Annotated in this window: 7 protein-coding genes, 1 tRNA gene and 1 pseudogene; 2 read left to right on the forward strand and 7 right to left on the reverse strand. The window is 21.8% G+C overall.

What is annotated here, in order from left to right; all coding sequences use genetic code 11:
• Positions 1-12: 12 nt before the first annotated feature.
• The 4 genes and pseudogenes from nusB to ribE all read right to left on the reverse strand — a co-directional run bounded on the left by nusB (position 13) and on the right by ribE (position 3,024).
• Complete coding sequence (gene nusB, locus DD681_RS00735; RefSeq protein ID WP_158341539.1) at positions 13-423, reverse strand: transcription antitermination factor NusB; 411 nt, start codon at positions 421-423, stop codon at positions 13-15.
• A gap of 31 nt (positions 424-454) precedes the next feature.
• Positions 455-1,549, reverse strand: a pseudogene (ribD, locus tag DD681_RS00740) (bifunctional diaminohydroxyphosphoribosylaminopyrimidine deaminase/5-amino-6-(5-phosphoribosylamino)uracil reductase RibD).
• Between the two features lie 17 nt (positions 1,550-1,566).
• Positions 1,567-2,541 carry a thiamine-phosphate kinase gene (gene thiL / locus DD681_RS00745; protein ID WP_158341116.1) on the reverse strand — a complete coding sequence of 325 codons (975 nt, stop codon included), beginning with the start codon at positions 2,539-2,541 and terminating at the stop codon, positions 1,567-1,569.
• 3 nt (positions 2,542-2,544) lie between these two features.
• Positions 2,545-3,024, reverse strand: a complete 480-nt coding sequence (gene ribE, locus DD681_RS00750) for a 6,7-dimethyl-8-ribityllumazine synthase (protein WP_158341117.1) — start codon at positions 3,022-3,024, stop codon at positions 2,545-2,547.
• Positions 3,025-3,815: 791 nt separating this feature from the next.
• On the opposite strand from ribE, the gene DD681_RS00755 reads away from it, so the two are divergent.
• Both DD681_RS00755 and argA read left to right on the forward strand, forming a co-directional pair.
• Positions 3,816-3,892: transfer RNA gene (locus tag DD681_RS00755), tRNA-Met, on the forward strand.
• A 170-nt stretch (positions 3,893-4,062) separates the two neighbouring features.
• Positions 4,063-5,391 (forward strand): amino-acid N-acetyltransferase, encoded by a 1,329-nt coding sequence (gene argA / locus DD681_RS00760; RefSeq protein WP_158341118.1) that lies wholly within the window; start codon positions 4,063-4,065, stop codon positions 5,389-5,391.
• Here argA and recD read toward each other — a convergent pair.
• Genes recD through DD681_RS00775 form a run of 3 tightly spaced genes read right to left on the reverse strand, consistent with a single transcriptional unit; the run spans position 5,383 to position 13,903 of the window.
• Entirely contained in the window at positions 5,383-7,197 is a 1,815-nt protein-coding gene (gene recD / locus DD681_RS00765) for an exodeoxyribonuclease V subunit alpha (protein WP_158341119.1), read from the reverse strand. The two genes, argA and recD, sit on opposite strands and share 9 nt — an antisense overlap.
• A gap of 14 nt (positions 7,198-7,211) precedes the next feature.
• Positions 7,212-10,709, reverse strand: coding sequence for an exodeoxyribonuclease V subunit beta (recB, locus tag DD681_RS00770; protein WP_158341120.1), 3,498 nt, complete (start codon positions 10,707-10,709; stop codon positions 7,212-7,214).
• The gene (locus tag DD681_RS00775) at positions 10,706-13,903 is read right to left on the reverse strand and encodes an exodeoxyribonuclease V subunit gamma (protein WP_158341121.1); all 3,198 of its coding nucleotides are present in this window, start codon (positions 13,901-13,903) and stop codon (positions 10,706-10,708) included. Before DD681_RS00775 ends, recB begins: the two co-directional genes overlap by 4 nt.
• Between the last annotated feature and the right edge of the window lie 6 nt (positions 13,904-13,909).

The raw sequence follows: 13,909 nt of genomic DNA on the forward strand, positions 1-13,909 counted from the left end.
TTAATAGTCTGTTTATTTTTTCATTTTAAATGCAGCTTTATCTAAAACACCGTTAACAAACTTATGACTATCTTTAGAGCCAAATAATTTTGCTAATTCTATGCCTTCATTAATTGATACTTTATAAGGTATGTCTTTTCTTTTGTATAATTCATAGAATGCTATTCTAAGAATAGCTCGTTCAATATGTCCTAGTTCTTTTAATGAACGAGATAAATACGGTTTCATTAACTTATCTATATTTTTGCAATCATAAGTTATATTCATAATTAGTTCGTAAAAATATGCAATATCAATATTTTTCTTGTTTTTTTCTTTTAAAAATTCTATCGCACTACTTTTTATATTGTTATGAGAAATTTCCCAAGAATATAACATCTGAACAGCACAAGCTCGGGCTTTTCTCCGAAAATATGGTTTGATTATAGTCATTAAAATGAACTCCTATTTATTTTTAGTATACTGGTTCCAGTATAATCTTGATATCAGGACCTATTTTTTTAATATTTTTAAAATTTCCTTTGAAACACTCAAGTAATTTTAATTGGTTTTTAAGTATAAATAATGGTTTTGCTTCGTGCCCCAGTATTTTAGGAGCTATATATATAATAATTTCATCTATTAATTTCATCTTTAATAAAGATCCTGAAAGAGTACTTCCAGCTTCTACCCATAAATTATTTACTTCTAAACTTCCTAAGAAGTTTAAAATAGAAATTATATCAATTGTTTTATTATTTTCTTTTAAGATAATTTGTTCAACATTTTTAGGCCATAGTTCTTGGTCTGATTTTAATCTTATTAAAAGAATTTTTCCTTCTGTATGTATTATCTTATGTGTTTTTTTTATTCTATTTTTACTATCTATAATTACTCTAATGGGATGACGAAAATTTTCTTTAGAAAAAATAGTTTTAAAATTTCTATAACGTACATTTAAACGAGGATTGTCTTTTAGAATAGTTTCACTAGTACTTAGTATAGCAGAACTTTTTGCACGAAACATTTGAACATCTTGACGTGCATATTTAGAAGTAATCCATTTGCTTTCTCCATTTTTTAGCGCTGTTTTTCCATCTATTGACATGGCTAATTTAAGTTGTATTCATGGAAAACCAGTTTGCATTCTTTTAAAAAATCCTTTATTACAATTTCTCGATTCTTTTGACATTACACCTATTGTAACAATGATACCATTTTTTCTTAAATATGATACTCCACGACCTGAAACAATCGGATTGGGATCTACGTTAGAAACTACGACACGTTTTATTCCAGATTGTATAATTGCTTTGCAACATGGCGGAGTTTTTCCAAAATGATTACAAGGCTCAAGGGTTATATAAGCAGTTGCTCCTTTTGCTTGATGGCCTGCCATTTTTAATGCATTAATTTCAGCATGGTTTTCGCCGTATTTTTCATGCCAACCTTGACCTACAATATTATCATTATTAACAATTAAGCATCCTACAATAGGATTGGGAGCTGTTGAAAATTCTCCTAATTTGCTAATTTCTATTGCTTTTTTCATGTATAACGAGTCTTTCATATTTTATTTATCTCTCTTTAAAAAGAAAAATGATCAAAACCTTTTTTTTGAAAAACTATTTCATATTTATTTTTTGTTAATGTAAAACCTTTTTCTACTGATGTAATATAACCGATACATGTGCATTTAATTAATTTTTCTTTTATAGCTGCATTTAATTTACTTATTTGATCTTTGGATATTGTGAAGCATAATTCATAATCTTCTCCTGAATGTAATGCCCAATTGAAATAGTCTTTACTTGTAAAGTTATTTTTTAATATTTTTGAAATAGGCATTTTATTTAAGTTAATATTTGCTCCGCATTGGCTACTTTTTAGTATGTGACCTAAATCTGATATTAATCCATCTGATATATCAATTGCCGCATTTGCAATTTTATTTAATATTGTTCCTTCATTCACTCTTGGTATAGGACGCAAGTGTTTTTTAATTAAAAAATTACGTATCTTAATATTTTTTACAGAGATTTTTTTTTGAAGCAAAAGAAGACCCGCTCCGCTTTCTCCTAAGCTTCCTGTAACATATATTAAATCATCTTTTTTTGCATTACTTCGTAGTAGTGTACTGTTTTTTTGAAGCAAGCCATACACACTTAATGTTACACTTAAATGCCCTCGGTTTGTATCTCCTCCAATTAAATTGATGTTGTATTTATTGAGGGTTTGAAAAAAACTCGTACTGAATAATTTTAACCATTTTTGATTTGCTTTTGGCATGGTGATAGATAATGTAGCCCATTTTGGCAACGCTCCCATAGCTGCTAAATCACTAAGATTTACCGCAATTGCTTTATATGCTAAATCTTGAGGATTAATATTTTTGAAAAAATGCGTATCTTCAGCTAAAGTATCTGTACTGATTGCAAGAATATTATTTTTTGGTACTTTTATTAAAGCACTATCATCGCCAATGCCTTTAATTTGATTTTTGTCTATTTTTTGATTTTTTTTAAAAAAATGAGAAATAATTTCAAATTCAGTATATTTCATAATTTAATTTTTTATTTTTTTAATTTTTTTAATGATATTAATCATTTCTAACGTAGTTAATGCAGCTTCATATCCTTTATTTCCCATTTTTGATCCTGCTCTTTCGATAGATTGTTCAATATTATCTGTTGTTAATATTCCTAAAGTAATTGGAATAAGATATTTTGTACTAATTTTAGATAAATTATTATACGTTTCATTTGCAATATGTCTAAAATGTTCAGTTTGTCCTTTAATTATTGTTCCTATTGTAATAATAGCATCGCATGTATTATTTTTTGCAATATATTTTGCCACTAAAGGTATTTCATAAGTTCCTGGAACATATATTTTTAAAATTTTTTCTTTTTTTATTTTTCCTATTCTTATTAATGCATCTAATGCTCCGGATAATAAATGATCATTAATAAATTTATTAAATCTAGATATAATTATTATAATTTTTGCGTTTTCTGCTGTAATTCCTGATTGAATTGTATTCATAATTTTTATTTTATTAAATTAATTTATTTTTTAAGTTTAATATCTATCCTATACATAATAATTATATAATTTTTTAACGTTGATTTTTTTGATAGATTTCTTTAGATTTTATACCAATATTAATTGGAACTATATTTTTCTATAAAAAAATCTTAATATTAATTAATAAAATTTTTTTTGCAGTACTTTTTTTGCTATTAATTTATTATTTTTATTAATGTTATAAAATAAATAATAATAAAATTTAAATTAATAAATTTTTTAGTTTTTTTGAAAAATACAAAAAGTTTTTTTTATTATCAATTAATATTTTTAATAAATTTTTATTTTTTATATAATATAGTAAAGTTTGATATTTAAGATAAATGAATTATTATTTTTGCATTAATGTATAATAACTCGTTATATTAATGTTTTATATTAATGTATTTTTTACTGAAAATAAGTTTATTTTTAATTAATATTCAGTTCGTATCTATTTCATATATTAAAAAATTTTTTAAATATAAATTTAAAGAAAATATTTTGTTTTTAACTACATAAGAAGTTTTTTTAAATAATTAAATAACTTATATTATATATAATATTTTTTACTTTTTTTAATCAACATATTTATTTAGGAAAAATATAAGTGATTTTTTTTAAAAATAATTGATTAAGAATGTAACATATATACTATAAATTAGTAATTTTATAAATTATTTATTTTATTAAATTTTTTTAAAAAATAATGTCTTAAAAAAGCTTGCATTTTTTTATTAAGGATTATATAATTTTATACTATAAAAAAGCGCGGGGTGGAGCAGTTTGGTAGCTCGTCGGGCTCATAACCCGAAGGTCATTGGTTCAAATCCAATCCCCGCAACCAATTAAAAATCTAAAATCCTATCTTAAAAAATCTTCTGAATTATTTAATAAAAATAATATTTATTATAACTTCTTTTTAATTTGGTTACTACCTAATTATTTTTAATTAATCTATTTTTATTTTAATTTTAAAAAAATATGTAATCAGAGACAAAATACAAGAGGATGTTTATGAAAGAGCGTACTACTGAACTGGTTCAGGGTTTTCGTCATAGCGTTCCTTATATCAACGCTCATCGAGGAAAAATTTTTGTAATAATGCTCAGCGGTGAAGCTATGAAATATGGAAATTTTTCTGGTATTATTAATGATATAGGATTATTACATAGTTTAGGTATTCGATTAGTAGTTATTTATGGCGCTTGTCCCCAAATAAATATTAATTTGAATGAAAAAAATATTAATATACTTTACCATAAATATATACGCGTTACTGATTCTGCATCTTTAGAGCAGGTAAAACAAGCAGCAGGAAGATTGCAGCTTGATATTACTGCCCGTCTTTCAATGAGTTTAAGCAATACTCCTTTACAAGGTGCTAATATTAATGTTGTAAGTGGTAATTTTATTATTGCTCAACCTTTAGGAGTAGATGAAGGTGTAGACTACTGTCATAGTGGTCGTATAAGAAGGATTGATAAAAAAGCAATTAATTATCAATTAGAAAATGGATCTATAGTTTTAATTGGTCCTGTGGGTGTGTCCGTTACAGGAGAAAGCTTTAATTTAACTTCTGAAGAAATTGCGACTCAAGTAAGTATTAAGTTGAAAGCTAAGAAAATGATAGGTTTTTGCAGTAAACAGGGAGTAATTGATCAAGAAGAAAAAATTATATCTGAATTACTACCTAATGATATACGTAATAAAATTAAAGAATTAGAAAAAAGTGGTGATCATATGTCATCAACAGTTCGTTTTTTAAGAGGAGCAATAAAAGCGTGTAAAAGTGGAGTAAATCGTAGTCATTTGATTAGTTATCATGAAAATGGAGCGTTGTTACAAGAATTATTTTCTCGTGACGGTATTGGTACTCAAATGGTTATGGAATCTGCAGAAAAAATTAGAAAAGCAAATATTGATGATATCGGGGGTATTTTAGAACTTATTCGTCCTTTAGAAAAAAAAGGCATCTTAGTTCGAAGATCCAGAGAACAGTTAGAAATAGAAATAGATAAATTTACTATAATTCAGCATGATAATTTAACTATTGCTTGTGCTGCTTTATATCCTTTTTTTCCAGAAGCTATAGGTGAAATGGCTTGCGTAGCTGTTCATCCCGATTATCGGAATTCTTCAAGAGGAGATTTATTATTAAAGAAAATTAAATTAAATGCAAAAAAAATGAATTTAAAAAAAATTTTTGTATTAACTACTCAAAGTATTCATTGGTTTCAAGAGAGAGGTTTTATTTTATCAAATGTTGATGTTCTTCCAGATAGTAAAAAAAGAATTTATAACTATGAACGTTGTTCTAAAATTTTAGTAATTGATCTATTTTAATATTTTTTCATTTGTATTTGATAATATTTTCATAAATATTTTTTTAGTAGAAAAAATGTTTATTATTTTTTTAGATCTCGTGATAGCTGTGTATATGATATTTTTATCTAAGATTGATAGATTTTTATCTGGAAGTATCAATGTAGTATAATTAAATTCAGAACCTTGTGCTTTATGAACAGTAATAGCCCAGGCAGTATCATAGTTTTTTAAGAAATTTATAGGAATGTTTTTGATTTCTCTATTGTACCCCAAAAAGGATACTTGAAAAAATTTTTCTTTATTAATATTAACAATGCCTATATCACCATTTGATATGTTTAATAATTTATTATTTTTAGTGGCTATAATAGGCTTTCCTACATACCATATATCATTATCTATAAAAATGTATTTTCTAATCATTTTTTTTTTATACATTTTCTCTTCTAAAATTTTATTAATAAATTTGACACCAAATATACTATTTTTTATCGCACATAAAACTTGATGTTCTTGAAATTTTTTTATTATGTTTATTATTGTATCTTTATTAGATATTATTTCCCAATATTTTTGAGTTTTCTTAATAATTTTATTAATCATATTTTCATATTTTTTGATTGAATTATGTTCCTGAAAAAAAACGTTTTCTAATGAATTGTTAAATAACTTTTTAAAAATTTCTTTTTTATTTTCGTGTATTTTATTTGATAATATATATATTCCCGATGTTTTTTTGAATCTATAATTTTTTTTCAGTGTGCATATCCTATTACTTATATAATAATATTCTTTATTAGTATTTTTTTTTAATTCAGAATATTTAATTATTTTTTCTAATATTTCTTTTACAGTAGAACTGTATTTATTATTAGAATGGTGACAAATATTTTTAAAAATAGAACCTAATTCTACTGGTTTTAATTGATCTTGGTCTCCTATAAAAATTACTTTAGTACTATTAGAAATTGAAGATAAAATATTATACATCATTAAAATATCTATCATAGAAGCTTCATCAATGATTAAAACATCAAGAAGTATAATTTTTTTATCGCAAAAAATATCTACGTTAGGCATTTTTGAAATTTTTAATAACTTATGTATAGTAACTGGATTAAAAGAAATTTGTTCTTTTTCTATTTCTGATAAATTATCTCTCAAAAATTTATTATTTAAAATTTCTTTAAGTCGCGCTACAGCTTTTCCTGTAGGTGCAGATAATTTAATTTTTATTTTTTTTTTCGAAGTTTTTATTATTGCGATAATTATTTTTATTATTAAGCTAGTTTTTCCTGTTCCAGGACCGCCAGTAATAAAAATAATATTATATATTAAGGTTAATGCTACTGATATTTTTTGGAGATGACATGTTTTTTTAGGAAATAATACATTAAGTATTTTAGAAAATACTTCTATATCAATATTTTTATTCATTGTATCTTTATTTAAATATTTAAAAATTTTTTGTTCAGCATTCCATATTTTGTAAAGGTATAATTTTTTTTTGAATAACACTAATGGGGTTATTTGAGATCCGTTGCTACATGCTTTGTGATTTAATAATTCTAATGACCAGTCTATCTTTTTTTTATTTAAAATATTTATTATTTTTTGAATAATCGATTTTTTTTTAATAGAAAAAAAATTTTTTTTTTCAAAATATTCTATTGGTAAGAAAATATGATTATTACTACTTTCAAAGCTTATACAAGCAGCAGCAAGCATAATAATATTATTACCATGTGATATTAGTTTTGAAAAATAAAAATCAATAGGTCGAATTAGTTCCTTTTTTTCCAGTATTTTTAAAAAGTTAATCATTTTTTTGTATATGTTTAATGTTCAATTGAAAATAAACGAGTTAATTTTTTGATTAATAAATAATTAGGATAAGTATAAAAAATACTATTTTTATTTTTTATACCTCTTAAAAAAATATAAAAAACTCCACCGAAATGTGTTTTATAATGATATTCATTTATTTTTTTACTTAAGTATGTATTTATGGCAACAGTATAAAATTGATATTGTAAATCATATCTATTTTTAATTATTTCTTTTTTTATATTTTTTGATGAGTAAGATTCGTTATTTTCTCCTAAATAATTAGACTTATAATCTAATATATAATATTTTTTATCTACTATAAAAATTAAATCTATAACACCTTTTAAAATTCCTTGTAATGGATTAAAAGATACTTGGGAAGCCGAAGCAGATATAATATCAAATTTTTTTATAATTTTATTTAATTTTTGGCTATACAAAACATTTTTTATAGGTAAGAAAAACTCAAATTCTTTCATATATTTCTTTTTGTTTAATAAAGACAATTTAATATTAATAGGTTCTAACTTTAAATGAATAATTTTTTTTATCCAATTTTTTAATATATCATTCCATTTTTGAGGTAAATTATATTTTTTTAATGCAATGTTAAATAAATCATATTTTAGAGGTTCAGAAAAATTTATTTTTTTTAAAATATTATGTATTAATAATCCTGTATTTATACCTTTTGGAAAATTATGTATCGTTAATTTTTTATTATTCTTTTTAATGGAACTTTTTAAAAGATTTGTATCTAATTTAGAAGGAAGATAAATACTACTTTTTTTTATTTTGGTAAAACTTGTTATTTGAAAAATATTATTTCTTTCTTTAAATAAAAATGGAGATTGAGATAGAAAATATATTTTTTTTGTAAAATTAAAAAAACTAGTATTAAAATTAATTTCTTGATTTTTTACTTTTATATTTGGTTGTGAATCTAATAAAATTAATTTTTTTAACAAATTTTCGTAATTTATTTTTTTTCCATTTTGTATAATATATCCTAAAGCACTTTTATGAATATCACTGTAGTCTTTATTTTTCTTTTTTTGGTTAATTGTATATCCTATACCCATACTAATGTGATAAATAGCTCTTGTAAGAGATACATATAAAAAACGTATATCTTCTGCTAATCTTTCTTTATCTGATTTTATAAGAGATTTTTTGTCTTGGTCTATATCAAAAAATAGTTTAAAATTTTTTTCATTGTGATATAATGGTGTTTGAGAAGAGCTATAGTTTATACCAAAAGGTATCCATACAATGGGATATTCAAGTCCTTTAGATTTATGTATGGTATTTATTTTTATCACGTCAGATGTTTTAAAATATTTGATGCATTCTGAATTTTTAGGAATTTGTGTATCTAATATTTTTTCTTCGAACCAACGAATTAATGTATTTTTTTGATAGAATTTTTGAGATTTTTTTTCTAATAATTCAGCTATATGTAAAAAATTTATGTTTTTTTGATTATTTTGATAAATTTCATAATCGTTAGAACTGTTTTGATATTCCATTACCATTTTCTTAATAGTATATGATATTCCTATATTTTTCCATATTTTTTGATATTTGTATATTTCTTCTATTACTTTATAAAATTTTTCTTTTTGTGATATTTCTTTTTTTTGATTTTTTAGTAAAATCTTGCTAAAAATATGTGTTGTGATAGATTTTCTAAGTAAGTAAATATTAGTTGGATCTAAAATATTTTGAAGTATCCAAAGAAGTTCATGAGCATCTAGCGTATGAAAAACACTCTTATTGAGAGAAGAAAATTGTGACATAATATTTACTCTATTTAATGCTTTTTCAATAATTTTTGCTTCTGTTTTATTTCTAACCAATACAACGATGTCATCAGCTGTTAACTCTCTTGTTTTATTTTCTTTTTCAAAAATTGCATTTCCCCTTTGAGCGCTAATCAACCAATAATTAATTTGATTTGCACATTGTCTTGCAATCCAATGTTGATGATTTTCTCGCGATGTTTTTTCTTCTTTAAAAAAAAATTCCATTGCAATTTGAGTAATATTATTAATTTTAAATTTTAAATTTAAATTTTTTTTGCAAGATAAAACAGGTTTAAACGAAATATTTTTAAGAAGAAATGGGTTTTTAGGTATTGAGAATAAATAATTAATTGCGCTGCATATTTCTTTTGAAGAGCGCCAATTAGTATTAAGATAATAATATTTTTTTATTTTAGACTTGGCATATAAGTAAGAAAAAATATCTGCGCCTCTAAAACTGTATATTGCTTGTTTTGGATCGCCAATAAGAAATAACGTTTTTTTATTATTTTTATTATCATATAAAGTATTAAAAATTTGATATTGCTCGATATCTGTATCTTGAAATTCATCAATGAATGTTATTGGATATTTTTTTAGCATTAATTTTTTTAAATATTTTTCTTTTTTTATTTTTTTAGATAATTTTTTTAATAAATCATTAAATCCTAATAGTGATTTTTTTCTTTTTTCTTTTTGAAAAAAAAATTTTATCTTTTTTATTGCATTAAATAAAATAATATTTTTTAAAGAAAAATTCTTTTTCAAAAAATTATTAATTTTTTCAAAAAAAATATTATTTAAGAAAATTTTATCTTGATTTCTTTTTTCTACGTTTTGATTTATAAAATTTTTTGAAAAATATTTTAAACAATCTGGAATGTCATAATTTTTAGTTTCAAATTTAGCCCAACATTCTATTTTTTTAAACCATCTAAAAATATTAGATTTATTATATATTCTTTTATTAAGTTTTAATTGATTAATATTTTCTAATAAATTTAATTTATTGTTTAACCATTCCTTTTTAAAAAAATTAATTTCATTTATATTTTTTTTATGAATTTCTATTATTGTTTCTTTTTTAGAAAATTTTTTTTTTAAATTAATTGAATCTATAAAAAATATACTTTTTAATTTAGCTAAAAGAGATTCTGGGGTTTTATAATATTGATAAATTATATTTATAATATCCTTAGGCAAATGGTAAAAATAATATCTCCAAAAATCTTGTACTGCTTTTAATTGTAAGGAACTTTCATTTTCTATTATTTTTTTATTAAAAAAAAAGGTATTGGATTTTATTATATCTTGACAAAATCCATGTATTGTATAAATACAAGCGTTATTTATATTTTTTTTAGCTTTTTCTAATTTTTTAATAGCTTCGTCTATATTATTTATATTGTCCAGAAATAACTTAAATATGGAATTTGTACTTTTTTTATTTATACAAGATAAGTGTAATTCTTCAATGCTTTTTTTTATTCTTATATATAATTCTTCTTTTGCAGCATTCGTAAAGGTTACCACTAATATGTTTTTTACCGACACATTTTGAAAGTGTTTTGTATTATTTAGTCCTAGTAATGCACGTAGATATAAAAATGCAATTGTACTTGTTTTCCCTGTTCCCGCAGAAGCTTCAATTAGATTTACACCACCAAATGGTATTTTCAATATATTTAATTTTTGTTTCATTTTTTATTAAAATTATTTATTTTTATATTTTTAAGTATTGGAATAAACCATTTTTGAGCAATTTTACATATTGTTTTTATATCTATTTTTGATGTTATTTTTTGAATATAAAAATTTTTTTTTTCTCCTTCTATATATTGATTGCCTATCCATATATTATATAATTTTTCATACGCTTTTTTTTTAAATATATTATCTTTATGAATACACTGATTTTTTTTGTCATATATTTTATCGCACCAAGTCATTCCTGAAGTTGTTAATAGTAAGGGACGTTTTGTTCCTTGAATATATCCTTTAATATATTTTAAAAGATAGTTATATGCAACAGAATATGGTAATGCGTAAAATGAAAATTTTTGATTTTGACCTATAAACAAACTATCTTCTTTCCCTCCTAAAACACAATATATTAAATGTTCTATCCATAATGAAATTTGATCATAATAATAAATTTTACCTGTTTTCCATCGAAGTAGTCCTATATTTTTTTTATTTTCTAAAGAACCTGTAATGTGGTATTTTTCTATTTTATAATTAAAAATTTTTTTTTCATTATTTAATTTTTTATTATTAACAATAATATTAGCTATTTTTTTTATTTCTTTTATTTTTTTTTCTAAAAATATATCACCAAAATAATGATGAGGTAATATTCCGGAGCTTTTAATACAATGAAGTGTATCTCGTATATCTTTATATTTCATTATTTTTTTTAGAATTATATTATTTACTTGATAATTGTGTAAATTATTTACGAAAAAAGGCTCTGTTGAAATATTTTTTTCTCTATTTTCAAACTTTATATATAATATTTCATTAAAAAAATAGCGTATTGGATTTTTCCAAAAATTTTTTAATTTTTTTAGTTCAATTATAAAAGATTTTTTTATTAATTTTGTTCTAGAAAAAAATTCATTATATGTTTTTATATTTAATTTTTCTATTTTATTTTTGTTTTGGATGATTTTTTTTTTATCTATATTTTTTATTGTATATAGATTAGTTATTGGGTGTTTTTTATAAAAAAATTGAAATAATTTTTTCAATTGTTCTTTTTTATTTAAAGTTGCTGTTTTTGGTAATGAAAAGTGCGATGTTATATAATTAGATATTTGATCAATTAGTATTGATGGATATATTGTTTTATTGTCTTTAATAGATGTTCCAACATAACTAATATAAAAATATTCTTGACAAGAAATAAAATTATGTATAAAAAGATAGCAACTTTGATGAGATAGATCAACGTCACTTTCAGATGGATATTTATTTAATAGATCGAAATTATTCAAATATTTTTTTTGAGGTAATTCGTTGTGGTCGAGTCCAATTATACATTTTATTTTGAATGGAATATAACATATTAGAGAGGGATGGCAGAAGTTTACTACTCCTGGTAAAAATTTTTTATTTTTAAAAAATTTTGTATATTCTATAAATTGTTTGTACAAAATACTAATAGGAATATTTTTTGTATAATTAACAGATAAAATATCGTTAATCATATTAATCCAACTTTCATTCATGATATTTAAGTGTTGTTTTATTTTCGTATTTTCATCTATAAAATCGTTTATAAAATGTTGAAATAATAGTTTCCAAGATTTAATTTTTTTTGGTTTAGATAATTTTTTATGCCATTTGTTAAGTATGTTAATTAAATTGCATAATTTTCCTATTAATCCAGATTGAGAATTATCAATGAAAAACATTGATAAAATGTTATCCCAAACTTTTCTTTCTTTATTTATTGAGTAACTTAATAATAATTTATTTAATCCATAAAACCAGGTATTTTGATTATTTTTTGTAGAAAAAAATTTATTTTTATGTTTTATGTTAATTCCCCATCGAATATTTGTTTTTTTAACCCAAGAGTACAAAATATTGACTTCATCTTCTGAAATGTCAAATTTTTCTGAAATATAAGTAATATCTAACAATTCTAATATCTCTTTATTTTCAAAGCGACTTTGAGAAGTATTTAAGATTTTTTCGAAAAGAAATAATATTTTATTTGTTTTTGTATTTTTTTTTTCAAAAATATAATATGGTATGTTTTCTTTTTTATTTTCTGATTTAAATATACTATTAATATGTGTAATATACTTTTCTAAAGAAAAAGAAGTTACAACAATATCGCTAACTTGAATATGTGTATTTTCATTTAAAAAGTTCAATAAATTTTTATATAAAATTTCAATTTCTTGTTTTTTGCTACAGCAAACATTGATAGTAATTGAATTGTCTCTTTCTTTTAAAATTTTTCTTGTGTTTTCCTTTTTATTATTTAGAAACAATATATTGTTTTGGATATCACTTAATAAATTTTTAATATTGTTTTTTTTAAAATAACTTTTAATTATTGTTTTTTTGCATTTTGTAATATTTAATGAATAATATTTTTCATATTTTTTCCATATATTTTTTAATGAATTTTTTAGAAAATTTTTTCTTGTCAAATCACAATCGCAATTTTCTTTTACATAAGAAGTGATATATAAAAAATGTATATCAGTATATAAACTAATTTTTTTAAATATTTTCATATACGATGGATTTAAAGATAAAGAACAGATGATAAACAAACGTTTTGGTAATTTTTTTTTGATTAAATCAAATAAAGATTCAAATTTATAAAATAAATTAGAAAAATTCCAATTAAATTCATTTTTTTCTCGATCGTCATCTTTTATTTTTTTCCATATTTTTATTTGCCATTGTTCATTTTTTTTAAAATTTAATATATTATTTTCATTTTTTTCCCATTGATTAATCCAGTTTGGTCGGTATAAAATATATTTTTCAAATAAATTAGTGACTAATCTCGAAAATTCAAATTTTTTTATTATTGCATCTTTTTTACTAATATTTTTTAAAAAATCATTTTTTTCTATGATTTTCATAATTTTCCAAAGAAAAATTGATTTTTTAAATATTTTTTCTTTTTTTATTTCCGGATAAATTTTTTTAAATATAGACCAGATAAAATTATTAGGATGAATTGATTGAAAATTAGCAGAAATTCCAATATTATTAGCAATAAATATATTTAAATATTGGAATAATATTTCATTATCATTAATAATCACTTCTTTTTTAAAAATACATGATAGTGGTTTTTTTTTGATAATGTGACACATTTTTAAAAGAAGAACATCAATTTGGTTTGATTTATAAATAAAAAACATGAGAGC

Source organism: Buchnera aphidicola (Melanaphis sacchari), from assembly GCF_003096055.1.
GTDB classification, from domain to species: Bacteria; Pseudomonadota; Gammaproteobacteria; order Enterobacterales; family Enterobacteriaceae; genus Buchnera; species Buchnera aphidicola_P.

Bases quoted from the DNA above. Each gene is read 5' to 3' on its own strand.
- thiL (WP_158341116.1), bottom strand. From the start codon at position 2,541: ATGAAATATACTGAATTTGAAATTATTTCTCATTTTTTTAAAAAAAAT.
- ribE (WP_158341117.1), bottom strand. From the start codon at position 3,024: ATGAATACAATTCAATCAGGAATTACAGCAGAAAACGCAAAAATTATA.
- argA (WP_158341118.1), top strand. From the start codon at position 4,063: ATGAAAGAGCGTACTACTGAACTGGTTCAGGGTTTTCGTCATAGCGTT.
- recD (WP_158341119.1), bottom strand. From the start codon at position 7,197: ATGATTAACTTTTTAAAAATACTGGAAAAAAAGGAACTAATTCGACCT.
- recB (WP_158341120.1), bottom strand. From the start codon at position 10,709: ATGAAACAAAAATTAAATATATTGAAAATACCATTTGGTGGTGTAAAT.
- DD681_RS00775 (WP_158341121.1), bottom strand. From the start codon at position 13,903: ATGTTTTTTATTTATAAATCAAACCAAATTGATGTTCTTCTTTTAAAA.